At 41.1% G+C, this 24,865-nt stretch carries 20 protein-coding genes; 7 read left to right on the top strand and 13 right to left on the bottom strand.

From position 1 onward, the window contains the following. Positions 1 to 8: 8 nt before the first annotated feature. The 3 genes from BXY_RS19555 to BXY_RS19545 all read left to right on the top strand — a co-directional run bounded on the left by BXY_RS19555 (position 9) and on the right by BXY_RS19545 (position 3,874). Complete coding sequence (locus BXY_RS19555; protein WP_007758900.1) at positions 9 to 1,085, top strand: AAA family ATPase; 1,077 nt, start codon at positions 9 to 11, stop codon at positions 1,083 to 1,085. 211 nt (positions 1,086 to 1,296) lie between these two features. After that, positions 1,297 to 2,253: a toprim domain-containing protein gene (locus BXY_RS19550; RefSeq protein WP_007758899.1), complete on the top strand. Its 957-nt coding sequence runs from the start codon at positions 1,297 to 1,299 to the stop codon at positions 2,251 to 2,253. 217 nt (positions 2,254 to 2,470) lie between these two features. Beyond that, entirely contained in the window at positions 2,471 to 3,874 is a 1,404-nt protein-coding gene (locus BXY_RS19545) for a coiled-coil domain-containing protein (RefSeq protein ID WP_007758898.1), read from the top strand. A gap of 348 nt (positions 3,875 to 4,222) precedes the next feature. On the opposite strand, the gene BXY_RS19540 is transcribed toward BXY_RS19545, so the two are convergent. The 13 genes from BXY_RS19540 to BXY_RS19480 all read right to left on the bottom strand — a co-directional run bounded on the left by BXY_RS19540 (position 4,223) and on the right by BXY_RS19480 (position 20,314). After that, positions 4,223 to 4,504 (bottom strand): helix-turn-helix domain-containing protein, encoded by a 282-nt coding sequence (locus BXY_RS19540; RefSeq protein ID WP_015532751.1) that lies wholly within the window; start codon positions 4,502 to 4,504, stop codon positions 4,223 to 4,225. A 120-nt stretch (positions 4,505 to 4,624) separates the two neighbouring features. Continuing rightward, positions 4,625 to 6,292: an RNA-binding domain-containing protein gene (locus tag BXY_RS19535; protein ID WP_015532750.1), complete on the bottom strand. Its 1,668-nt coding sequence runs from the start codon at positions 6,290 to 6,292 to the stop codon at positions 4,625 to 4,627. A 36-nt stretch (positions 6,293 to 6,328) separates the two neighbouring features. Beyond that, positions 6,329 to 7,381, bottom strand: a complete 1,053-nt coding sequence (locus BXY_RS19530) for a DUF1848 domain-containing protein (protein ID WP_015532749.1) — start codon at positions 7,379 to 7,381, stop codon at positions 6,329 to 6,331. Continuing rightward, complete coding sequence (locus tag BXY_RS19525) at positions 7,368 to 9,572, bottom strand: hypothetical protein (protein ID WP_022191982.1); 2,205 nt, start codon at positions 9,570 to 9,572, stop codon at positions 7,368 to 7,370. The genes BXY_RS19530 and BXY_RS19525 overlap by 14 nt, the downstream gene beginning before the upstream one ends. Before the next feature lie 11 nt (positions 9,573 to 9,583). Next, complete coding sequence (locus BXY_RS19520) at positions 9,584 to 10,600, bottom strand: 3'-5' exonuclease (protein ID WP_015532747.1); 1,017 nt, start codon at positions 10,598 to 10,600, stop codon at positions 9,584 to 9,586. Continuing rightward, on the bottom strand, positions 10,591 to 11,553 hold the full coding sequence (locus BXY_RS19515; protein ID WP_015532746.1) for a hypothetical protein: 963 nt from the start codon (positions 11,551 to 11,553) through the stop codon (positions 10,591 to 10,593). Before BXY_RS19515 ends, BXY_RS19520 begins: the two co-directional genes overlap by 10 nt. A 150-nt stretch (positions 11,554 to 11,703) precedes the next feature. Then, positions 11,704 to 13,098 (bottom strand): MobV family relaxase, encoded by a 1,395-nt coding sequence (gene mobV / locus BXY_RS19510; RefSeq protein WP_015532745.1) that lies wholly within the window; start codon positions 13,096 to 13,098, stop codon positions 11,704 to 11,706. Positions 13,099 to 13,299: 201 nt separating this feature from the next. After that, the gene (locus BXY_RS19505) at positions 13,300 to 14,364 is read right to left on the bottom strand and encodes a DUF6371 domain-containing protein (RefSeq protein WP_015532744.1); all 1,065 of its coding nucleotides are present in this window, start codon (positions 14,362 to 14,364) and stop codon (positions 13,300 to 13,302) included. A 156-nt stretch (positions 14,365 to 14,520) separates the two neighbouring features. Further along, positions 14,521 to 15,909, bottom strand: coding sequence for a DUF3987 domain-containing protein (locus BXY_RS19500; RefSeq protein WP_015532742.1), 1,389 nt, complete (start codon positions 15,907 to 15,909; stop codon positions 14,521 to 14,523). After that, the gene (locus tag BXY_RS19495) at positions 15,902 to 16,339 is read right to left on the bottom strand and encodes a helix-turn-helix domain-containing protein (RefSeq protein ID WP_117682222.1); all 438 of its coding nucleotides are present in this window, start codon (positions 16,337 to 16,339) and stop codon (positions 15,902 to 15,904) included. Before BXY_RS19495 ends, BXY_RS19500 begins: the two co-directional genes overlap by 8 nt. 134 nt (positions 16,340 to 16,473) lie before the next feature. After that, positions 16,474 to 17,610, bottom strand: a complete 1,137-nt coding sequence (locus BXY_RS19490) for a DUF6043 family protein (RefSeq protein WP_007833336.1) — start codon at positions 17,608 to 17,610, stop codon at positions 16,474 to 16,476. A 51-nt stretch (positions 17,611 to 17,661) separates the two neighbouring features. Beyond that, the gene (locus BXY_RS19485; protein ID WP_015532741.1) at positions 17,662 to 18,993 is read right to left on the bottom strand and encodes a site-specific integrase; all 1,332 of its coding nucleotides are present in this window, start codon (positions 18,991 to 18,993) and stop codon (positions 17,662 to 17,664) included. Positions 18,994 to 19,015: 22 nt separating this feature from the next. Further along, entirely contained in the window at positions 19,016 to 20,314 is a 1,299-nt protein-coding gene (locus BXY_RS19480) for a site-specific integrase (protein WP_015532740.1), read from the bottom strand. Positions 20,315 to 20,563: 249 nt separating this feature from the next. Between BXY_RS19480 and BXY_RS19475 the strand changes: the two genes are divergently transcribed. Genes BXY_RS19475 through BXY_RS19460 form a run of 4 tightly spaced genes read left to right on the top strand, consistent with a single transcriptional unit; the run spans position 20,564 to position 24,686 of the window. Then, positions 20,564 to 21,823 (top strand): DUF4433 domain-containing protein, encoded by a 1,260-nt coding sequence (locus BXY_RS19475; RefSeq protein WP_015532739.1) that lies wholly within the window; start codon positions 20,564 to 20,566, stop codon positions 21,821 to 21,823. Positions 21,824 to 21,825: 2 nt separating this feature from the next. Next, positions 21,826 to 22,524: a DUF6939 family protein gene (locus BXY_RS19470; protein ID WP_015532738.1), complete on the top strand. Its 699-nt coding sequence runs from the start codon at positions 21,826 to 21,828 to the stop codon at positions 22,522 to 22,524. A gap of 18 nt (positions 22,525 to 22,542) precedes the next feature. Beyond that, positions 22,543 to 24,039: a hypothetical protein gene (locus BXY_RS19465; protein WP_225982657.1), complete on the top strand. Its 1,497-nt coding sequence runs from the start codon at positions 22,543 to 22,545 to the stop codon at positions 24,037 to 24,039. 2 nt (positions 24,040 to 24,041) lie between these two features. Further along, positions 24,042 to 24,686, top strand: a complete 645-nt coding sequence (locus BXY_RS19460) for a hypothetical protein (RefSeq protein WP_007758894.1) — start codon at positions 24,042 to 24,044, stop codon at positions 24,684 to 24,686. Positions 24,687 to 24,865 lie beyond the last annotated feature (179 nt).

Below are 24,865 nucleotides of genomic sequence, written 5' to 3'. Positions count from 1 at the left end.
GTGTACTTATGGATTATATGAAAGACAACAAGGAAATATCGGCAGAAGAAGCCGTAATCCTTTGGCAAGCCTCACGTTTGAGCCTATCGAAAAGTTACGAGAAAGCACCTGAAATTCTCAAAGTACATGGTTCCGTCATAGGAACATTGGGGAATTTCAGCGCATCCATCGGCAAAGCCAAGAGCAAAAAAACTTTCAATGTGTCGGCTATCGTAGCCGCCACATTGAAGAACGGTACGGTATTGCGATATGTGGCGGAACTTCCGGAAGACAAACGGAAAATCCTTTATGTGGACACGGAACAGAGCCCTTATCATTGCCTGAAAGTCATGAAACGTATTTTACGGATGGCAGGACTTCCCGATGACAGGGACAATGAGCATCTTGAATTTCTCGCTTTGAGGAAATACACGCCCGAACAGCGTATCAGGATTGTAGAGCAGGCTATCTACAATACGCCTGACATAGCCCTTGTAATCATAGACGGCATCCGTGACATGGTATATGACATCAACAGTCCCGGTGAATCGACACGCATCATATCCAAACTGATGCAGTGGACGGACGACAGGCAGATACATATCCACACGATACTCCACCAGAACAAGGGGGATGAGAACGCGAGGGGACATATCGGTACTGAACTGAACAACAAGGCAGAAACCGTACTCCTTGTGGAAAAGGACAAGAACAATGGAGATATAAGCAATGTTTCAGCCATGCACATACGGGCAATGGACTTCGAGCCTTTCGCATTCCGTATCAATGACAACGCCCTGCCCGAACTCATGGAGGGGTACAAGCCCAAAGCCAAGAAACCGGGAAGACCGGAAGAGGAAAAGTTCGACCCTTACAGGCATATCACCGAACATCAGCACCGAATCGCACTGGAAGCTGTTTTCGGGCTGAAAGAGGAATACGGCTACAAGGAGCTGGAAGACACCTTAATCAAGACATACGTGTCAGTGGGTGTAAAGCTGAACCATAAAAAGGCGGTATCGCTCATCACCATGCTTCGGAACAAACGGATGATAGTGCAGGAGAACGGCAGAAAGTACACGTTCATGCCCGACTTCCACTATTAACCCACACCTTGCAATCGCTTCACTTTATTCCGAGGGTCTATATATTAGGGATAAAGCGAAGTGGTTGCGGAATGTGGTAAAACCGCTTCACTTTATTACCGTACTCTATATATACGAAAATAAAGTGAAGTGATTATAGACCGTACTTCATAAAGAGGTACGGGCGAAAAGAGAAATAAACCAATTCAATTATCATTAAACCTTTCATTTTATGGATATACAGACAGCGAAACAAATCAAGATAGCAGATTATCTGCACAGTCTGGGCTTTTCTCCCGTCAAACAGCAAGGGATAAACCTGTGGTACAAATCACCGCTAAGGGAAGAAACGGAAGCCTCGTTCAAGGTGAATACCGAACGCAACCAATGGTATGATTTTGCACTCGGCAAGGGTGGGAATATCATCGCACTGGCACAGGAACTTTATTGTTCCGACCATGTGCCATTTCTCCTGCAAAGAATCGAAGAACAGACACCCCGTATTCGTCCCGTATCTTTTTCTTTTGGCAAGCAGTCATCTTCCGAGCCAAGTTTTCAACAACTGGAGATTGTGCCGCTTTCTTCTCCTTTCCTGCTCACCTACTTGCAGGAAAGGGGAATAAACATTGCACTGGCGAAAAGAGAATGCAGTGAAGCGCACTTCACCCATAACGGCAAACGGTATTTCGCCATCGCCTTTCCTAATGTATCGGGTGGGTATGAAATCCGCAACAGATATTTCAAAGGCTGTATTGCCCCAAAGGAAATATCCCACATCAGACAATCGGGGACAGCAAGGGAAACGTGTTATGTGTTCGAAGGTTTTATGGACTATCTTTCATTCCTTACTTTGAGATTGGAGAATTGCCCGAAATATCCCGAACTGGACAGGCAAGATTATATGGTGCTGAACTCCGTAGCCAATGTTTCCAAAGCCCTCTATCCTTTGGGGAACTACGAGCGAATCCATTGTTTCTTTGACAATGACCGTACAGGGATGGAAGCACTCCAACAAATCCGTATGGAATACGGCAGGGACTTATATATCCGTGATGCTTCGCAGACCTACAGCGGATGCAAGGATTTGAACGAATACTTACAGAAACAGACTGAAAGAAACAGGCAAGTCCGGTCTGCAAAGGAAACGCACAGCCGACCACCGAAAAAGAAAAACGGCTTTCGGTTATAGCCCACTATAACTACACGCTTCGCTTTCGTAGTTGTGGGCTCTCCCGAGGGGATTAGGGCTTTGCCCTAATGATCCACTCAGGGCGTTTCTCCCCTGAGAACCCAGACCAAAGAGTGACCCTCTCTTTGGAAACTCCGCTTATGGGTTGCACCCCTAAGAACCCCTCTGCGAAAGCGAACAAAACAATCTATCGTAAACAATAAATCTGAATAGTAGTATGGCAATAAAATCAAGCATACATATCAAACCTTGCAACACCAAATCAAGCGAGGCTCACAACAGGAGGACTGCCGAGTATATGCGTAATATCGGAGAGTCCAGAATCTACATTGTGTCCGAACTCTCTGCCGACAACGAGCAGTGGGTAAACCCGGACTTCGGCAATTCGAATTTGCAGACGCACTACGACAACATCAAACGGATGGTAAAGGAGAAGACAGGTCGTGCCATGCAGGAGAAAGAGCGTGAGCGCAAAGGGAAGAACGGAAAAATCATAAAAGTGGCAGGATGCTCGCCTATCCGTGAGGGTGTGTTGCTCATCAAACCGGACACCACACTGGCAGACGTAAAGAAATTTGGCGAAGAATGCCAAAGACGCTGGGGCATCACTCCGCTTCAAATCTTCCTGCACAAAGATGAAGGGCATTGGCTGAACGGACAGCCTAATGCAGAGGACAAGGAAAGTTTCCAAGTAGGTAAAAAATGGTTCAAGCCAAATTATCATGCTCATATCGTTTTCGACTGGATGAACCACAACACAGGCAAGAGCCGAAAGCTCAATGACAATGATATGATGGAAATGCAGACCTTGGCATCCGACATCCTATTTATGGAACGTGGAAAATCCAAAACCATTACAGGCAAGGAGCATTTGGAGCGAAGCGATTTCATCATCGAGAAACAGAAAGCCGAACTGCAACGTATAGATGAAACCAAGCGACACAAGGAACAACAGATAAATCTTGCTGAACAGGAGCTGAAACAGGTGAAATCAGAAATACGCACTGACAGGCTAAAGAAAACAGCCACCAATGCAGCCACCGCCATAGCAAGCGGTGTCGGTTCTCTTTTCGGAAGTGGAAAATTGAAAGAGCTGGAACAAGCCAACGAGAAATTGCGTCAGGAAGTGGTCAAGCGCAATAAGGGTATTGACGAACTAAAAGCCAAGATGCAACAAATGCAGGAACAGCACGGCAAACAGATACGCAATCTTCAAGGAATACACAACCAAGAACTTGAAACCAAAGACAGAGAAATATCACGACTGAATACCATCCTTGAAAAAGCGTTCAATTGGTTTCCATTGCTCAAGGAAATGTTGAGAATGGAAAAACTATGTTATGCCATCGGATTTACCAAAGATATGGTAAATAGCCTTTTGACAAAAAAGGAAGCTATCAGATGTAATGGAAAAATCTATTCCGAAGAACATAGACGAAGATTTGAAATCAAAAACGACATCTTCAAAGTAGAAAAAAATCCGACCGATAATCGTAAATTAATACTAACTATAAACAAACAGCCGATAGGAGAATGGTTCAAGGAGCAATGGGAGAAATTAAGGCATGGTTTGCGACAATCAGCAGAAGAACCAAGAAAAAGTAGAGGATTCAGAATGTAATCTTGATAGTATTTGATTGTATCTCAATAAAATTCCATATCTTTGTAAGTGGATTAGGGCAACCATTTCCAAGACATAGAAGAAAAAGAAGAAGCGTTATGCTTATCTTGTACTTGAAAACGTAGGAAATTTTCAAATTGGATACAAGGATAGCATAGTGGTTCTCACGCTATAGCGTGGGCTGCTATTGTTACATCTGTATCCAAGGTTTCCTACGACCTTCAAGTAGAGTGTGGCATACAGTTCCACGCTTGAACCGAATATTGCAATTTAGTAATTTGAGTATCAAATAATAATGTCGGAAATTAGATTATTATGATACCATATAGTTCCCGACAATTGTAAGTATTAGCCTATTCTTTTTTGTGCGACCTCTATCGCATCGTGTTTTAATTCATCTTCATCCTCTACCGCATCTAATACTTTGTCTGCTAACCACAGAGTGAGAAGTTCATTCTTATCTACCTTGAAATATTCAGCCAATTGTATTACTTGTGTTCGTTTGGCACGTCTGTCACCGCGCTCTATTTTGCTGAACATCGGAGTATCTATTTCAAGCAAGGCTGCTAATTGTCTTTGCAGTACTCCGTGTTGCTCTCTTAACTCTTTTATTCTTTCTCCTAATAACATACTTCTTCAATTTACGAATTTGACATGAGTTAATCGGATTTCATTATCCGCTATAATATGACGAAATCCGTTATAAATTCCGCTATAATTGGGATAAACCGTCATAATCTTCCGTTATGACTATTCTTTTAAGAACCATATCCGCCCTTTTGCATAAATAAGTTTATCGGCACTTAACGCACTAAGTATATCCCCTAATAGTCTCAATTGCTGTTCGTTTGTCTTGACTTGCGGCATTACGTCTTTGACGTACTCATAAATGCTATCACGCTTGGCTCCATCTGTACCAGCATTCTTAAGATACTGCAAAATCATCTGTTTGATTTTTTCCTTATCAAGTCCTTTCTGCTTGGTGTAACCTTGCAGTTGACGAGTAGCTTTAGCAATCCCTAAAGAGATTGTATAATTGGGGGCTTCGCCCTCAATGAGCCCTCTGTTCAATAAATCATGCGCAATGTCCTCATGAATGGTTCTGCCCTTTTGGATGGCATCTAATGATATGCAATCCCACAAGGTCAATGAGTTGTCTGTTTTGAGCAAGTTGGTATATTGTTCATTTATCTCATTGCCATAAATGCGTACCGATACTTTTCTGTTTTTAGCGTCAATTTCATAATCAGGCATTGGAAAATGGCGACGCCATTGTTCATTGAACATCTTCTTTATGCCCCTACTTACTGTATCTATCATGTTGAAATCAACCATTGCCCTGCAAAGACATTCATTGCGAAAATATGCTTGAGGTTCCTCATTCGTTAAAGCATTCTCCAACGTGCCAGGAATAAAACTCCCTGCATTGGAGTAATAGAGGTATGTCGGATTTTCCACGAAATTGATTCGCTGCTGCATCGTGTAGTCTTGATGTGCAATACAATTATGAAGTGCTTCGCGGATGGTATAGTCATCGTATTGCTTCATAGTGTCAGGGAAGAGTGTACCTCCTGGCATTTCACGCATTGTCAGATTTTCAATCTTTGATAAAATCTCATCTACGGTTAATATAAATGGCACGGTGAAGTGTTCGTAATCCACTACATCCTGCTTTTCATCCCGCCTTGTCCAAGTCACTTGTGCAACAGCCGGACGTAACTTGAAAGCAGCTTCATATTTACCAAGAAGGATTATTGCGGCACGAGTAATTCCTCCGTTCTTCATTATGCCACATTTGCTCAAGAATGTTTCCACAGTCCATGCATTTACTTCGGCTTCAGGTATTCGGCTATGTACTTTCTTGAACATCATACGAGCTTTAGCTATGGCAACTTCATCAAGGTCATCAATCGTAGCATCAGGTACGATTTGTGCGGACCAATCCGTTTCGCTGAAAATAGGTTCATCAAGAATTGCACTCATGCGTTCAGTAGTCATTTCTACGAGAGAATCCTCAATTCGCTGCCATGCCTTATTATGCGCAAACACAGGGCGCTTAGGTAGATGTTTAGGAATATGGATAACCCATACTTTACGATTGGTATCATCTGTGATGAACTCATCTATATCCAAGCCTTCTGTTGAAAGATTTACGCATCTTTCTGTCAGTCGCAGTATTGCTTTTTGCTTATCATAATTGTATGTGTCCGTTCCGACAATCTTCAATGTTTTATCGTGTACACCAATCACCAAGTGTCCACCTTCCATATTGGCAATGACAGACACATACGAAATGACATCATCTTTCTCGTCCCCGCAGAATGAGTTCTTCAAATTCTTAAATTCCTTCCACTCGCAATAAGTATTTTCTTGCGGATATTCACGATGTAGATATTGTTGTAGTTCAAGTTCTAACATTGATCTATTTATGCATTTTGGATTACACTGACACACTTATTCAATAATACTTTCACTTTCATCAGAATGCTTTCTCATATTGTCCATTACCATTTTTTTACTTGTGTTGGCATAACAATATACACAGAAATGACGACAAGTATTATACATTCCAATATCTTTACTCACCATACATCCGCAAACCTTGCGTTGTCCGGAATCTTTAACATTTTTCGTATTCTGGGGGATTGGCGGAAGTTCTCCAAACATATCTCTTTCCGGCCATTTCAATGTATGAAGATAATAAACTAATTCTTTATCGTCAGAGAATATGCGTTTCATAAGTTCTCCGTCAATACAACGATTATGTTCTATGCCATAAGACTCTAAATCTATATCTTCTGCACAAGTTGCCATTTCAACATTCCATCCTTGTTCTTTCCAAATGGATCGAATTTTCTGAAGACCTTCAACAATTTCTATTCGCTGAGCATGGTTTGCTTCTGCATTTTCAACATCCTCTTTCGTAAAGAACATTGTTTCTTTTACGAGATTATTTTGAACTTTTCGATATGCTTTTACATCTATAAAGCTGAAAACCAACTTGTCAGTATATCCTTTCAGTTTATTGCCGACATTCCATATTCTTTTAAGCAACTCTCTTGGGCTTATAGATGAAGTGATTATAAGTGGATCAAATCTCCATATCACTCTCTCTTTACCTATCATTTGAGATAATTGCTTAAATGTTTCGATTCTTTCTTCAATAGACGGGACATTTGGCTCAAATCCTTCATTTATATAATCGTTAAGAGTAAATTGAAAATAATAATGAATTCTACGTTCATCAAGTTTGTGCAAATATGGCAATATCGGTTTGGGGTTCTTTGTCCAAAAAACAATAACCTTACAATTCTTAAAAGAAATGTACATTGGCTGTTGATTGAACGGATTGTACCATACACAATAACCTTTTGTCAAACGGTTGAAAAACCATTTGGCATAAAAAGCTGGTATGTCTGTAGAACGACTTGCTGAAATAATAACAGGAGCTGTTGCTTCTACAATCATACCAGAGTCATTCTTTATTGTAATTTTATCTAATATCATAGTATATTAATAATTCTTTTTCAACTTTAGATGCCATTTCCTGTGTAAACACATATGTTAAGGACGTTGGTCCTTTTGCATTTCCTGAAAAGCCTTCTTTCTTGCAAAGATTTATAAAGAAACGAATGTGCTCTTCTTTGTTGCTAGGATATTTTGATGCTGTAAATGACCAATTTTGTTCGAGACGTCTTAATACATTCTTATCTAATCCTACAAAGGACGGAATGTTAGGCAAACGATTTGATATGCTTTGGGTTATAGAAGTTGCTTTATTCATTTCGGGAAATAACAAAGGAGTATCCTGTTTCTTTATTTTGATTTTGCCTTTCTTCTCTTCGTTATGACCAAAATGTCTCAAAATATTTTTTTGTACAGTTTTAGACAAGTTGTTCTTTTCTAATATTGTGCAAAATGCATCATAATTATCTACAGATTGATAGATTTTTAAGGACAACCAAGCTAACTCTTTTTGTTTCTTAGCTCTCTTCGATAGCGTTTCATTAATAGCATCTTCAAAACACTCGTTTATAGGTTTTGATGAAACGGATAAAAACGATTCTAATTTATTTACCAATTGAGTGACTTCCTTGAAGTTTACTGATTTTAGAATAAAAGATAATTCTTCCTTTGAAAACTTACAAGATCGTTTTTCAATTTCTTCTGAGCTGCAATTAATAAAAGATTCTGAATTGGCAATATCATGAGACAAGATTCCCATGTTTTTCCCATATAATTTTTTATATACGAGTGAATATGTTGACATGTTGAGAATATCGGATAATGCCTCCTTATTCATTTCCATATAACCACATAAGCTACCCCACAAGGAAAGAATATAACGATAATTTTCAAATTCTGCCATTTTGCACAAAGCCATACAATCATTGTAACTTTGGCCTTTTAATATAAATGCAGCTATAGATTTGAGTTCAATGTTATCAATTCTATTTATTTCAAAATGGATGGCCGGATCGTTAATAAATGCATGTAAATCATTTATGTATGCTCGTTCTTTAGACTTCTTCCAATTGATTTCACCTATTTGTCCCTTTAATATAGGTACAATGGTCTCCATCACTCCCATATAAAAACCAAGGCGATTAGCATATAACTTTTCTACTGTTTGTTTATTTTTTATTACATAATCGATAACGGCATTAACTAATGGAGCATTAGAAATTGAAATAGTATTTCCATTCATTGAAATATCATTCAAAGTAGATGGGGGTAGACTTTTTTGTAAGACATCAACTGCATATGCTGTTCTCTTTTCTATGTCAGATCGAAGCCTTAAATAATCATCTTTAGTATGTAGCTCCGGAACTTGGGGGAGAAAATAACATCCCCATTTTTTGCATAAAGAGGTGAATATATAATCCCAACAATTTATATTCTTGAGAAATCCTATTAAACATCCTTTAAGGAAATAAAATCTGTTTCCCAATTCATTCTTCAAGTTAACTTCAAATTGTTCTGTACTATTCCTCTCTGTTAAATCAATTTTCTTATATTCATCTAACAAAAAAGATAATTTCTCACCAAAAACAGTTATAGATGAAGGAGTAGAAATAAGACTGGTTAATATGTTGTATATATCTTGAGTAAGCCTTAATTGTACCGCTAAATCATGATTAACAGATTTCTGCTCTCCTAAGAGATATGCATATAATACGCCCTTTTGTTTATCAATAATTCCATCTTCAAATACTCCTACTTCATAATGTGAAATAGACGTAAGTTTCGGAAGTGGTCTTGTTTTAAACTTATTGGCATTTGGGACTATAGAATAATTATTATAGTATTTGATGGATTTATTACTTCGGGTATTTACTAAAGTAATTTTATATGCTTGCTCAGAGAAAAAATAGAAACAGCAATTTGTAGGAGTCAGATTCAGAGTATGAGAACAAATACAAACACCATCTTGTATTTCGTTTTCATAAAAATCTTGAGTTTGTACATCATCTTCAAACTCAATAAGCACTGGATAGTTATAGCGTCCAACGTCGTTAATAGTAAATTGAACTGGATATTTAAATAATACGATAGCGTTAAAAGGCCGAAGTTCCTCTATTTGTTCATATAATTTATACCCACTTAGCCGTTGAACATAATGTGATATAGGCAAAATACATTCAGACTGAAGTAGATTGTCCATATTTAAACTTGATGTCGGTATATAGAATTTCATAAAGTATATATTTAGAATGGTCCATTGGCATCAGTCTCATTCCCTGCATAGATATGGGAATCAGGTGCTGGCAATCTGGGTGCTAGATTATCAGTATATAAAAGATAAAGATTTTCCAACGGACGTGTTGTTGCTACATATAATGCTGACTCTTTTTCAGTCATTGGTTCTATATTCCAGTAAACATAGTTCCTGAATTCATTAAGCCCACAGCATGGAATAAATACATCATTAAATTGTAATCCCTTAGCACAGTGCCAAGTAATTATTTTAGGACTTGTTGATTTGAAATCTATATCCATATAATCGTGTGTTTTCCATTGAACAGGTATGCCTTTTGACACAAAATAGTCCCGAATCATAGTAACTTGATCGTTATAATACACAAGAATACCCACATCTATTAAACCATTATTAACGTATTCTATAATTTTATCAAGTTGCGATTTGGTTTGTATTAAACGTGGCTTTGGACCATGTTTGATACATGCAAATGACAAACGAGATGCGGGACGTATATGTTCACCAACCTTTGCATTTTCGATTGTGAGACGATGGTTAATACACAAATCTTGTGGATGAATTCCTAATTGTTTAGCTGTTTCCTCTACACTTTGGACTGGATGGTTTGGGAATTCCATTATTGATTGATTAGAATCTCCAAAAAACCAGCAGTATTTTCCATGAGCCTTAAAATCTGCAATTTCATCAGCATTAAAGTCCTGGCACTCATCTATGAACATATATGTGAATTGCGGTTTTGAAGAACGTTTCCATTCTTCAAAATAATATACATGGCCTTCGTTTTGTCCAATTTCAGCTAATTCGTCAACAAAAAATTGTTTTAGTGATTTTGTATAAACTATAATTGCATAGGAACTAGTTAGCGTCGAAACTTGTTTGGCCTTCTTTAGAAGAGTCAACGATTTTCCAGAACCTGCAATTCCCTTAACTATTGCGGTTCGTTCTGCAGACATATTGATGATTATCTGCTGGTCTTTGTCTGGTGTAAGATTATCTAGTGCCATAAATCATAAGGTATATTTTTATCTGCTAACGGATTTATTGCACGACATGTTTTTAGAGTATATCCAGCCATTACTTCCTGAGCAAATGATTTATTACAAATTATTCTGTATGCGATTTTACTTCTATCACTATTTTTTCCCCTGTGGGATACATGAAAAATATCTTGCATATAACAACCGGAACATTGGTTCTCGAGGTGGTAACATGCATTTGGCACGATACTTTTATATTGCTGTGAGTTCTTTAAAAATCTATTTATTCCACTATTCATCATTTGTGGATAATACAAACCATTATCTACTTTTGTTGTTACATCAGAAATGATAAAGACTCCATTGGCTTTAAGCAATGGAGAAAAATACGAAACTATCAATTCATACGGATTACTTTTATTAAAAGTTCCACGTTGTACAAACTCATTTATTGCCTTAAACGACATTATAAAATGATACTGCACATTTGACATATTTATAACATCCTGTATTTCCAGTTCAGATTCAATATAAATACATTGAGGATTAATATGGATTTCAAGTCTGAATTCTGGTGCTTTTTCCATCAACTCCGTAAGATGATATAAAAATAATATTGCATCCGGATTTGCATCGTACGCATTTATATTTACTCGTTTTAAATTGGGAAGATTGTCGCTTAAAGCAACAAGTAAGCCTACAATTTCACCACCTGTTCCGCAGCAAAAATCTAACACGTTTATTTCCTGCAAATTATACAATGATTGTTTATATTTATCATTTGTCATTAGAGAGGATATAATACTATAAGCTTCCGCAAAACTTCTAGGAAAATATGTTCCTAGGTATAATTTTACAAATTCGTATGGTTGATCTGGATTATAAACCACCTCCATAGGGCATGGTTCATAGACAGCCTCAAAATCATCAAAGATAATTTTATCAATCCATTTAGGAAGTATAACAGATTTATTATCCATAAAACTTTTCTCTTATCTATTGTCTTCTTTTTGAATTGTCAATATTTGGACACAAATATACAAAAAGGATTGCAGATTCTCGAGAAAATCTTCGAAAAACTGCAATTCTTTTGTGAGAAAGATTGTTTGCCTACAAAACAACGCTATTTGTTATCGTTTTCGTTTGAATGAAGTCATATTATTATCACGCTTCTTCTCGCTCCACGGCAAATCCGAAGACACCTCTCCACCTCCTGTACCGACATGCACTTGTGCCGGGCCTCCGACTGCAAGGGTGAACGCTGCTCCCAATAACTCCGCTTGTCTTGCGCTTACCTGTTCCTGCGGCTCGAATACTGCATTGACAAACTCCTCGTCCGTGATTTGTCCGTTGAAATGCCTTTGGGCCACATCATAGTCTATTTGGAATTTAGTGTTCTCGAAAAGTTCCTCTCCGACCCGAGTCCAGATGTGGAGTGACGGATTCCGATAGTTTGAGACATTGGTACGTACAAGTTTTGCACCGGATGACAGGCTGTAACGCTGCGGATTGACCTTGCGGTCAAGCAAGCCTATCTGCTTCCGTTGCCTGTCTATGACTGTATCTTTCTCTTTTGACTGTCGCTCGGCGGTTTCCGCCCTGCGGATGGCCGCGTCTATCTCTTTCTGATAGCCGTTCCGTAGTTTCCCGATTTCTGATTTATGTTGTTCCTGCAATCGAACCTTTTCTGCCTGAAGTTCCTTAATCTGTTTATTGAGTTTGGCAATCAGCTCATCCTTGTTCGCAAGTTCCTTTTTTGCCTTAGCAAGGTCTCCCTTGCCGAACCACGACAGTACGGTACTTCTGCCTTCTTTTGCCCGTTCAATGTCTGCCTGTAATCTGGTAATGTCTTCCTCATATTGGATTACCTGCTGCCTGTAATATTCCGAGTTCGTCTGATGCTTGGCGGTAGAGCCGACAATCCCACGTTGCAAACCGAACGGTTTCATGGCCTTGGCATAGCTGTTCTGGTATTCATGTAATTTGGTACGACGCATCACATCGTCCGCCGACAGACGGGGTCCGGACTTCGTTTCATATTTCTTTTCGCCCTCCCGCTTCCTGCGGATACGCTCATCGGTTACAACGGGCACGACTGTGGCGTGCAGGTGCGGGGTCTTTTCGTCCATGTGCAGAACGCAGGACACAAGGTTCTCGTTACCAAAGGTCTCCTTTAGCCATTTGAGATTGGCATCGATCCAATAGTCCAGTTTGCCGTCATTGGCAATTTTCATCATCTGTTCATGTGTTCCGGTCAGCATTACGCGTATTGCCTTTGTCTGGTTCTTGCTGACTTTGCGGCGCAGCCCGACGGTCTCGATGCGGCGCTGTATCGCCTCGGTGCGATTGGACACGCCATCGGAAAATCTGACCAACTCACGGTTGAGATGTGTCCGGTCTGCGTCGGCATTGACCGGCACATAAACCTTTCCCTTGGCATCCTTTCTTTCTATATGGCATGACATTCCACTGTCATTACCGCTGCCACGCTGCAGGTGGCAGACAGCGTATTGTGTATTACTCATATCTGTTCGTTATTTTATTGTTATTCTTGTTGTAAAATCCCGTTAGACAGCCGAAGGCATACCCGGAGCCTGAGGAGTGTCCTCGGTTTATGGGCTTTTTGACTGCCGGACGCGAAGCGGAGGTGGTGAAAATGCCCTAATAAGCTACGGGATTTTACAACCCCATTTTCATGGAACAGCGAGCTGTCCGTTGTGCCTCCTTCATTCCATCTTTCCTGCATCTACCAGTTCGAGTTCAAAGGTGTCGATGAAGGTCTGTAACGCGGGATTGAGTTCTATCATCTTCTGTAGAATCATCTGCGGTGTATCTTCCATCAGGAGGAAGTCGGCGATGTCCAGTCCCCGACTACGCTGTTCATCGGTCGCCATCTTCTCCAACAGATCGGAACAGGTGGCAGATTTACAAATGGACTGTAGCATCTTGGCTTTGCACCGCCATTCACCCGTTGCCTTGAGGTCGGGGAAGAGAACCACATCATGCCCTCGTAGTACCTGCATGGCCTCGCTGTTGAAGCTGCCGTGCATCCCTCCGGTGGCGAGCCATACCAAATCAGGGATGAACAATGCTGCAATCAGTGCTGTTTTCTCGCTTTCTACAATGCCAACGGTTCTTGCCAGAGATGAAGTATCAGCCAGCAGATGCTCACCGAACAGGCATTGTCTCATGTGGAACCCCGGTATCTTTCTTACCGAATGTACCCAGCTGACCTGACTGAATGGCTGCTTGATACGATGTCCGGTTGTTGCATCATAGCCCATAATCTTGCCAGCCCGGACATTACCGTTGACATCAATCTGCCAGAACACAGTCGCACCGTGCCACATCTTGGATGTACCGACCTTGTAGAGATTGAACAGCCGTTCCGTTTTCTCTTTACCTGCCACAATGGTCAGGTATCGGTATAAAGGGTTGATGTTAAACCTCTGCATGGACAGCTCCACCCAAGCATAAGGAAGATAAGGAATCTGTGGCTGTGATTTAGGTGATGATTTTACTACTGATTTTATGACTGTTGATGTAACATTGCCATACCCATCTTGTCCGGTCAAAGTATCCTTGACAGCAGGGTTGTCATGAAAATATTCTCTGGGTGTATAGTGGTAGCCGCAACTGTTGATGTGGTCACACTTGCCCACATTGCCGGGAAACGAAACCTGCCCTTCCTCGTCAACGTACCGGGTAAAACAGGCTTTCCTGCCGCATCCGGGACAGACGGTCTTGCTGCCCGGACTGTATTTCTGGAGATGGAATCTGTATTCACTCATAGCTATCTCTTTTTGATTCCTGCAAACCGAAAGGTTATTTGCAGTCTGCAGTCCTTGCAGTTTTGCAGGATTTTTCCGTTTTCAATAACTCGAAACTGCAAGACTGAAGAAACTGCAAGCTGCAACAGGGGGCATTTCATTGCAGTCTTTGGTTGATTACTCATTTTCATTTATGGAGTATTTGCCGGATCCATACATGACTTTCTCGTAATGTCCGGCTTTCGCTTTCCGCAGAAGACGGCTGTGGCATAGTTCCTTGAGATAGTTCATCACAGTACGCTCGCTGACACCCTGCAATTCTTTGCCTATGGCAATGGCCGTCTTTGTATCAAAAGTATCAGGTAGCAATGACAGCAACACCTTCGGTGGCTCTTCACAGGTGTCGTTCGCCACGAAGGAACGGAGACGGATATATGAATCCTCGAAGTAGTCATTCAGACGTATGGCGGCTTTCACTGATGCCATATCCACAAATTGCAGATGGCTTTCATCGGAAGCATATCGCAAGACCTGAATTATCAGAGCCAACCGTGCTACATGAGTAGGATGTTTCATCTCTCGGCTGTCCACCTCGGCATCATTCTCTATTTGATTGATACGCTCCACTTTCCTGTTCCACCATGAGAAAAAGTATTCCTTGGCATCTCTGGCCATAGACAGCACATGAGGTATCCTTTCTTCCGCTTCGGCTTCATAGTCCAAGGCAAGAACCTTGTTCAATATGTTCTCCCACCGTGTTGCAGCCAAGGAAGTCATCTCCCCGTCATCGTCCCGGTTTATCCACTTTGATATTTCTGGGGACTTGGGCATAACGAACAGGATGCGGTCAAGCAGTCCGTTTTCCTCGAATCCCTTTCTGAGAAGTTCATGTACACGCTTGGTCTGTGTACCCCCGATGATGTTGATGCACGGATGTTTTATGTGGACGGGAATGGCGTTGTTTACCCTTGTCACGTCCAAAGCTCCGCCACTCCATGCGGTAAGCAGCTGTTCTATGAGCTGTCCGTTCGTGTAGCGGTTGGCGGAGTTGAACATGCCCATTATCTCGTCCACCAGAATGACCACGCTTCTCGGATTGTTGTTGTGCGTCAGCATTAGCGATTCGGGTGTGAAGTCGGACACGATGGTACGTTTCAGGACAGGCTTCCTCCCGTTTTCTCCTGCCGCCTTCCATGCTTCCATCTCTGCTGCATACGCCTTGAACAGGGCATAGTCATGCTTCCGTATAGGACGGTATGCCGCCTCCAATGGCGGTGTCTTGCCCAGTCCGGGCCTGCCTACCAGAATGATGTACAACGCACCGTTGCTCTGCCAGTCACCCTTGATACGGATGCGGTATGTGCCGCCCAATGCTGCGGACACGGCCGACAGCATGGACGTTGCGATAAACTCCGTCTTGTAGTTCTCATATGTGGCCATGTCGAGTATGATTGACTGTACGGTCTGCGGAAACACAGCCAAGGGGAAGCCTGTGTCTTCGGTATGCTCCGCCTCCATGCGTATCCGGTTGCACAGTTCAAGCCGGGGGTTCTTCATGTCATCCATTTCTCTTCTTGCAATAGGATGTTACACTCTCTGACTTGCCTCCCGTCTGCACACGGCGCACATCGGACTTGGCATATATGTTCTTGTTGCCGACCTTGACCGGGACAAGATAGCCGCGCTTCGCCCATAGGTTGAGCGTACCCTCGCACACGTTTAACAGCTCACGGACTTGCTTCGTATTCAGCCAGCCTTCTTCCGCTTCGCGCTGCATGGCAGCCTTGTGTTCTTCCTGCTGCGCCATGATGGTGCGCTGCACGATGGATTCCGCAAACATTTCAAGGTCTGTGGGAGTGACTTCCAGTTTTACGTTCGCCCCCTGCTCGACCAGACTTTCAATAGTAATCATAAATATCAGCTTTTGAAGTTTTTGACGGCCATCTTCAAAAGTTCCCTGATGCTCCGCTTCCGATGGCTTATAAAAGAGAAGCACCGCCAAATCCTCGGGAAAAGGATTGACGGTGCAAAAGTATATATGAATTAAAACAGATTGATATATAATGGATTGTCTTAAATTGTCATGACAATTCAAGTCTGTATGACCATATAAAACGGCTTTATTTTACTCTATTCTACCATATCTGTTTCTTTATCCGTGCCGATAATATTTCTGATTGACCCCACTAATGTCTGGAACAACTCCCGGTTCTCGTCACTTTCGATAAGCAGCGCCGACTGGTCTTTGCCGTCCTTGATGACGTGCCTTGTCGTTTTCAGAGACCCGACCGCCTGCCGTATGGCACTCTCGCTTTTCAGCGTCAGCAAGTCCGGGAATTGCAAGGCCAGTCCTGTGCTGTATTCCTTGGCCGTATGCATACCGGCAACCAGGCGCAACTCCTTCAATACATAGAACGGCAGTGCCTGATGGACGGCATTTGTATTGACAGTGACAAAATTGCGGATGCATTGTATTACAGCCTCCTTGTTCTCGCAGTCAAGATATTCCGCAAGTGGCCGCTCCTGTATCTTTTTCTTTCCGGCTGTACGTTGTGCTGTTGTTGTATCAATATTGGTTTCCTCTAAATTTGTTGTACAGGCGTTATTGTCATTGCCAGCCTTCATTTCATCTGTGACGGACTGTAACGCCCATTCACCGATATTGCCTTTCCTAATGGCATCGTTCATGGAAAAATATCTGTCCCAGTCGGCTTTGGTGCGGAAACCGTTTTTAATGGATACATCTATAATCTGTTTGGCAACAAAAGAGCAACTTTGCCTGTCGGCATTATCCACTTTCGGGTGCTTCATCTGCTTGTCTATCATGCTGACCATCGCCTCGAAACTCTTGCCGTAATACAGCCAACTCAGTACAAGCGGTGCCGAAAGGGTAATATGTCGGTACTTGCCGCTAAAAAAGGATTTTACCCTGCCCCATAATGAAACCAGTACCGAATCGTTTGAATTATTGTTTTCCCTTTGCTTCTGAAACGTCTCCACAATCTGTTTTGGCACAGATTCCTCCTTGAACAGCAGGTCTATATCGTTGAAATCATCCTTACTGTCATCGTTCCAGCATAACTCCCATTCCGTTTTGATTTTAGGCAGTTGCTTGAATATGCTCCGGCAGATGGCCAGGTACTGCCTTTCGTCACCGTTTGTCATCAGGCGTGCGAAACGGCAATATTCCTCCCTGTGAGTGTTTTTCCACTGGAGAATATCTGCCTTAAACTGTTCGTATGTCAGTTTATGCTCGTCCATATTCATGCTGCTTTATCGGGTTGAATATAAATAGGGTATAAGAAATGAGGGAAACGGTCAATCCAACAGGTTTACCAGCTCCTTCTTCATCTCGTCATCAATCTTGCGGTATCTGGCGAAAGCCCGGCTTCCTTCCGAATGCCCCGACATGGAGGCAATCAGGTTCGGGTCCTTGACCTGCTTGTAAAGGTTGCCTATAAAGGTTTTCCATGCCGTGTGGGTGGTCGCCACCTCATATAAAGGCTTTGCCACATCCTCGCGTGTCTTCGGGTCAAGCACCCTGACCATACGGTCGATGCCCACATACTTGAGGATTTCCTTTATCTTCCTGTTGTAGCCGAAGTGAGAAAACCGGGGAAGCAGCGCGTCTTCCAGATCCTTGTACCGTTCCAGTATATCCAGTGCCTTTTGATTCAAAGGAACTCGTACCGTGTTGGCGTGTTCCAGTTTGGTCTTTTGCGGGATATACTCCACACAGCCGTCAACGATGTTCGCCTTGGTCAGCCTGTTCAGGTCGCTGACACGGCAGCCGATAAGGCACTGGAACATGAATATGTCACGGTAGACCGGATAGGTTGCACCCAATCCGCTCAAATCGGCATAGTACACTTTGTCCCGCTCTTCAAGAGTAAGATAGAACGGGTCACCATACATGGGCTGGGTAATCTGGTACTGGTCAAACGGATTGTTTCTTGTCAGTCCGCGCTTGATGCACCACTTGATGACGGTACGGATGCGGTAGAGACTGCCCGACATGCTGTTTTCGGAACGCTTCTGCTCGACATTGCGGCGCAGTTCGTTCTGATAGAATGCCGGGTACATATCCACATACCTGTATTCTTCCTGTATCCAGAACTTGAAGTCCCTTATGTCATCTGCCGTGATGGAGTCGATGCAGAGGTGGAATCCGCGCTGGTGCATGACCTCGTGCCGGAAACGCTCGTAGCGCAGCACCTTGTTGAGATTGTCCAGATGGTGCTTCATGCTGTCGTGCGCAAGCGGAGTCTCGTCGATATATTTTTGTATCTGATATGACAGCAGGTATTCTTCTGCCTTGTTTCCGCCCCTTGCGTTGATGTTGGGATGGTGGTATTCCTCTATCAGCCCTTTCAGCCAGTTGCCGTCCACGCCACGGTGGTATTCCTTGGTGATAAGGTGGGTTATCTGCTGGATGTCCCTGTCGAAGTTCATCCGCTTCTCTTCCGATACCAGGGCCACACGGGGCTTGTACCCCTGCTTCTCCGCGCTCCAGTGGTTGGGATTGATGGACAGTTCGCTTGCAGCCTTGATGTCCACTCCGCCAACATCCCGGACACGGAAATAGACACGTGCCAGATCCGTCACGTTGTTCTTGGCCGATGTCTTTCTGATGAATGCCGTCACTTTCATATATGTATCCTTTTTAAGTTTCCTAATTTATCATTTCAACCAGCTTGCGCTTCATGTCGTCGTCAATGGTGCGGTAACGTCTGAACGCCTTGCTTCCCTCCACGTGTCCCGACATGGAGGCTATCAGGTTCGGGTCGGGTACCTGCTTGTACAGGTTGCCTACAAAGGTCTTCCGTGCCGTATGGCTGCTAGCCACCTCGTACAAGGGTCTTTGCACGGTATTGTAGCCGTGCGTGTCAAGGATGGTGACCATACGGTCTATACCGCAATGCTTCAGCAGCTCCCTTATGCCGAGGTTATAGGTGTGTATAGACTTGAATGGAAGTAATTTATCCGCATTTGCATCATAGCGTTCCAGTATCTTCAATGCCTTTTCATGTAATGGTACTCTGACGGTCTTTGCCTGACACTTCTTTGTCTTCTGCGGCATGTATTCTACAAAGCCGTCTCTGATATTCTCCCTTGTCAGCCTGTAAAGGTCACTGACACGGCAGCCGATATAGCAGTGAAACACGAAAATGTCCCGGATGACCGCCAGTTTGGGGTTGTCACCTAGATCCGCATCGTACAGGATATTCCTTTCCTCTGACGTAAGAAAGAACGGATCGCCGTATGTCGGTTCCTTGCAGCCATAGAGGGCATAGACCTCGTTGTCGGAATACTTCATTTTCTTGCACCAGTGCAGGAACGTACAGAAGAGGTTCATGATGTTGATGACGGTCGTGTTGGACAGCGGCTTGGGCTTATGGTTGATGAGCATACGAGTGGCATAAAATTCGGGATGTTCCTGACGCAGCAGGTATTCATCTGCGACATAATCCCGGAAATCGTTCATCTGTTCCAGTGTGACGGTTTCCACAAAGAGGGTGAAATCTGTGTTGCCCAGTATCTCCCGTTGGTAGTCGTGGTAACGTGACATCTTGCGCTCGAAGCGTATGATGTGCTCCTTGGTTCTCTCCGCACCGTCAAACTTCTCCAAATATTCATGAATACGGCAGAGCAGGTTCGGATGGTTGCGCTCGAAGGCGCGGACAGGGTACAGCACGTCCTCTATGGCCTGCTTCAGCCACTTGCTGTTCGCCTTATCCGAAAAGGTCTTTTCTACCCTCTCGATGATGGCGGCTATCTGTTCGGGCAAGCGTTTCTGTTCGGTGGCAGGTACTGCCGTCGTGCGTCTATAACTGAGCGTGTCCGCATCCCAATACTTGTCATATACGGCAAGGGGAGAAACGACCTTTATGTCCACGTTCTTCTCCCTGACCCGGAAGCAGATGTTCGAGGTCTGGGAATCGCTCTTTTTCAGATATACGGAAACTTTCATCGGCAATGCGTTTTTGATTCACGATGCAAAGGTACAATAATTCCCATACATGTTCCCATATATCCCGAAGAAACTTGAAACGGATTAAAACAAATTAAGATGTCTATCCCGAATCCGATACCACATAAAACACTGTATATTAACGATTATATTTGCAGTTGTTATGCTTTTGTTTTCATTTTCGAGTTTTCAGAATATATATCAAAACATATATTGCAGTTCCACGCTTCGTGTTAAAAGGTATATAGTATGATTTTTAAATGGCTTAAAAAACTGTTTGGATTATATGATAGTTCACCAACTGAAATCCTTTCAAATGGTGAACTCAAGCCATCTGCACCTAAATCGCTTTGTGATGAATTTGACAAAAGAAAAGAACGTGTAAAGCAAAATAGGGACAAACTTAAACAATCATCAACTGATTGGTATGTTTTAAATATTCCTCCCCAAAAAGATGAATTACAAACTCGTGTCTTTTCACCGCATAAATTTGAGAATATACCTTCTCTCCAAGCTTTAAAAGATGAAAGATTAAGAAAAGAGGCATATGAATTAAAAGTACGAGAGGAAAAGGCAAAATTATTATTGGATAAACTTGAAATCCTTATTGCGCAGCGAAAGTGTCAAGAGGCAAAGCAAATAATGGATGAAATTACGCATGAAATAGTGCGTACAAAAGATTCGATTATAATAAAACAATATGCGAATATACAAAAATCATTATCTGAATTAGAAAAAGAATTAGAACATGAAAGATTTGTTAAGTTAGCCGAAGAGCAAAAACGCAAAGAGGAAGAAGAACGTAAGAAAAGAGAAAGAGAAGAAAAGGAAAAGGTAGAGAATGAAAAAAGAATAGCAGAAGAACGAATACGGCGACAGCAGGAAGCAAATAGACTTGCGGAAGAAGCCCCAAAAAAAGAACAAGCCGAACAAGCGGAAAGGCAAAGATTGGAATCGTTGTCTGCTGAACGCAAAGAAAATTGGCTTGCATTCAAGCAAGTATTGGAAAACAATGGTATCCGCTATTTGTATCATTTTACAGATAGAAGGAATATTCCATCCATTAAACGGCATGGAGGGTTGTTGTCTTGGAGTTATTGTGAAAAGCATAAAATCGACATACCGAATCCCGGAGGCGGAAATTTAAGCCGTAATTTGGATGAGATGCGGAATTTACAAGACTATGTTCGTTTGAGCTTCACAACAGAACATCCTATGATGTATGTTGCCATGAAAGATGGGAGAATTAGTAATCCTGTCATTCTAAGAATAGATCCAAGTGTGGTATATTTGCAGCATACAATGTATGCAGACATGAATGCTACAACTACGAAACGAACACCTAATATAGGCAAATCCTTGGAAGATTTTAAGAAAATACATTTTTCCACCGTTAAGGCACATAAACATTTTGATTTAGACGAAAATGAACGACCGTATTTCCAAGCGGAAGTAATGGTCATGACATTCATTCCCAAGAAATATATTATAAACCTTGATACTTTTTGATTATGATATACATAGAAAGTAGGAAACGAAAATTGGAGAAGATAAAAGAAGAATATCCAGACGCTGTAATCTTGGATATCACTTCTAACTCAGAGACTCGGTATGCAAAGATTCTGAGTCCATTTTATCCTCATGGGAACATTCCTATTCCTTTTACTGACGGATTAAAGGCAACTTGTGTTGAAGCTGTGTGGCAAGGGTTAAAGGTCTTTGAAGGTGTAGGCGTTGATTTTGCAACATTTAAGAATGACACCATGCGTGATTTGAAAAGAACGGTACGGAAATATGGTGTACCCAAAGGGCACAGTAAGGGTGCATACAGCAAAGAGCTGTTGGGGTATTTTGAAGCAAGAATGCTCATTTATCTTCCTACCTATAAATGGGTGTTAGATAATGTGCCAGAAGTCCACCATGTTGTAGAGAGAATAAAGGAACAAAGCAAAATTCAAGATATAGTCTTACTTGACTATAATACAAATATAGATTTTCGTGATATTTCAAAACCTATGTCTCATGCTGGCTTGGTAAAATTATATATAGAGGGTAAATATCCTGATAATATGGATAATTATAAGCCTATGAACAAGGAGGAAATAGAAGAGAAAAAAATCAGAGAAAAAGAATTTAAGAAAGAGTTAAAGAAAAAAGCGAAAGAAAAGAGAAAGGAACAAACCAACAATTTGTTCGACGAAATCAAATAATCAAAAAATATAATGACAATGAATAATTTACATGAATATATCGGCTTGATTATTGCTATAATAGTTGTCTTGATTGTTATTGCAGCCCAAATCTATAGCTTTCTTAAAACAAAGAAAAAAATTTCAGAATTGGAAGGTCTATTTGAAGATGTTGATAATTTGTCTCTCAAAGAAACATCGATAACATCTGGTATCTTGCAAAATAAGTCCTCATTACAGAAGTTCTTGCAGAACATACCTTCCCGTTATAGCGATGAAGATGATAGCGGTGATGAATATACAGATTTGTCGTTGATAGTTCCTCAAAACAAAAATATCTATGGGAAATTAGGATTGATTATTTATCGCACTAATGAATATTTGTGCAAAAACACTGGAACAAGCGCAGATTTGGGAATACTTGAAGATATTTGTGATAGTCAAAAAGGAGCATTAGAAGATGAAATACATAATAGCCTTAACGTTCCTCTTTATTTAGGTTTAGCAGGAACATTCGTTGGTATAATTACGGGGCTGATAGGGGTTGATTTCAATCAGATTTTTGGCGAAACTGATAATTTAAGTGGATTGCAGCATCTTTTGTATGGTATTATAGCAGCCATGTGCGCAAGTTTACTGGGATTGGGCTTTACTGTATATAATAGCGCTATATCATATAAATCTGCTGTAGCCAAATCCAATGAGGGCAAAGAAGAATACATGAACTTTTTAAGAAGAGAGTTGATGCCGTTATTATCAAATAGTATGGCTTCAAGTCTAAATTCATTAAAAGGTGTGCTTGGACATTTTGTGGACAAGTTCGGACGTAATCTTGATGCGTATGCTAATTCGGCAGAATTATTGAATGACAATCTTGAAAAACAGCATCTTGTCTTAGCCGAAATAAATAAACTGAGCCTTACGCAAACGGCTAATAAAATAGCTGCAACATTTATGCAGTTAAAAGATTCTGCCGATTCTTTAAATGTTTTCAAATCTTATCAAGAACAACTTAATTCTACCATAGCAAATGTATCAGGTATTGTTAATCAAACTCAAACAATCATTGATAAGTTCAAGGACTTTTCTACAGGATTGTCTGTGGTGGTCAGTAATCAAAACAAGACAACAGAACTTCAACGCGAATTTCAAGAAGCCATAACGACTCATTTTCCAACAGGAGCAGAAGCAAGGGATATTTGGAGAAAGGAATTTGACTTGTTTATATCTGAAGGGAAGCAAGTATCTGAAAGCTTATCTACCCAACTTACGGCTTCAACAGAACATATACAAAATTTTGTGGCTAATAATAAAGAGTTCTTTGATACATTTGATAAATTGAAAGAAGTGCTTGATACAATGGTACAATATACGCAAGTTCAAGCGGAATGTTATAAGGATATGAAAGGCGAAATCTTAAACCTTAGAACAGATTATCATAACGCTCAACTTGATAGCATAGAATTGAACAAATCTATTCTTAAGGCAATAGAAACAATGACAAAATCTATTAAGGACTTAAAAGAAGAAAAGTAATTATGCCAAGAAACAGAAGTAACACTTTCTGGTTAAGTTATTCTGACCTCATGACAAGCTTATTTTTTATTATGCTTGTTTTATTTATAGTGTGCGTTGTTAAAATGAAAGGCATTAATGACCAATTAGATAAAGAGGTAAATGCTAAAGAAGAACAGCTCAGAAAAATCGAAGAACTAAATAACTCTATTAAAGAGATAGATAATAAGTATTTCGCATACGATGAGCAATTTAAGAGGCATACATTAAAAGACATTGAAGTATCTTTTAATACCTATAGTTCTAATATTTATGATATAGAGCAAGAGCAACTTGATAAATTACTAAAAGCAGGTCTGGCAATCGCCCATTTTATGAATAGTGCCAAAAGCAAAATTCCAGAAGCTCAATATATGCTTATCATAGAAGGACAATCATCAAAAGATTATTATACAAGAAATTATGAGCTTAGCTATGAAAGAGCATTAGCTTTAATTAAATTCTGGTCAAGTAATGGTATTGAGTTCGATTCACTTGGCAATTGTGAGGTTCTAATTTCAGGAAGTGGACAATCAAGTAAATTTAGAGTTCAACCTGATATTAGAGGGAATAAAGATAACCAACGATTCGTTATGCACATAATCCCTAAACCCGGCATCATAGAATAAATCAAAAAAGGTAGTCAAATGATAGTATACTAAACTCCATTTGATTACCTTTATATAACTGCAATAAAGCTAATCTTAAATAATGCAAAAACACCCAATTTTACATTCTTGGGTGTAAAATTGGGTGTTTATTTCACAATTTGCTGATTTTCAGCATTTATTGCGGAGAGACAGGGATT

Origin of the sequence: Bacteroides xylanisolvens XB1A, assembly GCF_000210075.1 — a bacterium.
In the GTDB taxonomy this organism is placed as follows: domain Bacteria; phylum Bacteroidota; class Bacteroidia; order Bacteroidales; family Bacteroidaceae; genus Bacteroides; species Bacteroides xylanisolvens.
The sequence above is the reverse complement of the archived record's forward strand: the minus strand, read 5'-3'. Positions and strand labels throughout refer to the sequence as shown.

What these genes read in the sequence shown, in the direction of transcription:
- BXY_RS19555 (WP_007758900.1), top strand. Translation starts at nt 9, where the DNA reads ATGGATTATATGAAAGACAACAAGGAAATATCGGCAGAAGAAGCCGTA.
- BXY_RS19550 (WP_007758899.1), top strand. Translation starts at nt 1,297, where the DNA reads ATGGATATACAGACAGCGAAACAAATCAAGATAGCAGATTATCTGCAC.
- BXY_RS19545 (WP_007758898.1), top strand. Translation starts at nt 2,471, where the DNA reads ATGGCAATAAAATCAAGCATACATATCAAACCTTGCAACACCAAATCA.
- BXY_RS19540 (WP_015532751.1), bottom strand. Translation starts at nt 4,504, where the DNA reads ATGTTATTAGGAGAAAGAATAAAAGAGTTAAGAGAGCAACACGGAGTA.
- BXY_RS19535 (WP_015532750.1), bottom strand. Translation starts at nt 6,292, where the DNA reads ATGTTAGAACTTGAACTACAACAATATCTACATCGTGAATATCCGCAA.
- BXY_RS19530 (WP_015532749.1), bottom strand. Translation starts at nt 7,381, where the DNA reads ATGATATTAGATAAAATTACAATAAAGAATGACTCTGGTATGATTGTA.
- BXY_RS19525 (WP_022191982.1), bottom strand. Translation starts at nt 9,572, where the DNA reads ATGAAATTCTATATACCGACATCAAGTTTAAATATGGACAATCTACTT.
- BXY_RS19520 (WP_015532747.1), bottom strand. Translation starts at nt 10,600, where the DNA reads ATGGCACTAGATAATCTTACACCAGACAAAGACCAGCAGATAATCATC.
- BXY_RS19515 (WP_015532746.1), bottom strand. Translation starts at nt 11,553, where the DNA reads ATGGATAATAAATCTGTTATACTTCCTAAATGGATTGATAAAATTATC.
- mobV (WP_015532745.1), bottom strand. Translation starts at nt 13,098, where the DNA reads ATGAGTAATACACAATACGCTGTCTGCCACCTGCAGCGTGGCAGCGGT.
- BXY_RS19505 (WP_015532744.1), bottom strand. Translation starts at nt 14,364, where the DNA reads ATGAGTGAATACAGATTCCATCTCCAGAAATACAGTCCGGGCAGCAAG.
- BXY_RS19500 (WP_015532742.1), bottom strand. Translation starts at nt 15,909, where the DNA reads ATGGATGACATGAAGAACCCCCGGCTTGAACTGTGCAACCGGATACGC.
- BXY_RS19490 (WP_007833336.1), bottom strand. Translation starts at nt 17,610, where the DNA reads ATGAATATGGACGAGCATAAACTGACATACGAACAGTTTAAGGCAGAT.
- BXY_RS19485 (WP_015532741.1), bottom strand. Translation starts at nt 18,993, where the DNA reads ATGAAAGTGACGGCATTCATCAGAAAGACATCGGCCAAGAACAACGTG.
- BXY_RS19480 (WP_015532740.1), bottom strand. Translation starts at nt 20,314, where the DNA reads ATGAAAGTTTCCGTATATCTGAAAAAGAGCGATTCCCAGACCTCGAAC.
- BXY_RS19475 (WP_015532739.1), top strand. Translation starts at nt 20,564, where the DNA reads ATGATTTTTAAATGGCTTAAAAAACTGTTTGGATTATATGATAGTTCA.
- BXY_RS19470 (WP_015532738.1), top strand. Translation starts at nt 21,826, where the DNA reads ATGATATACATAGAAAGTAGGAAACGAAAATTGGAGAAGATAAAAGAA.
- BXY_RS19465 (WP_225982657.1), top strand. Translation starts at nt 22,543, where the DNA reads ATGAATAATTTACATGAATATATCGGCTTGATTATTGCTATAATAGTT.
- BXY_RS19460 (WP_007758894.1), top strand. Translation starts at nt 24,042, where the DNA reads ATGCCAAGAAACAGAAGTAACACTTTCTGGTTAAGTTATTCTGACCTC.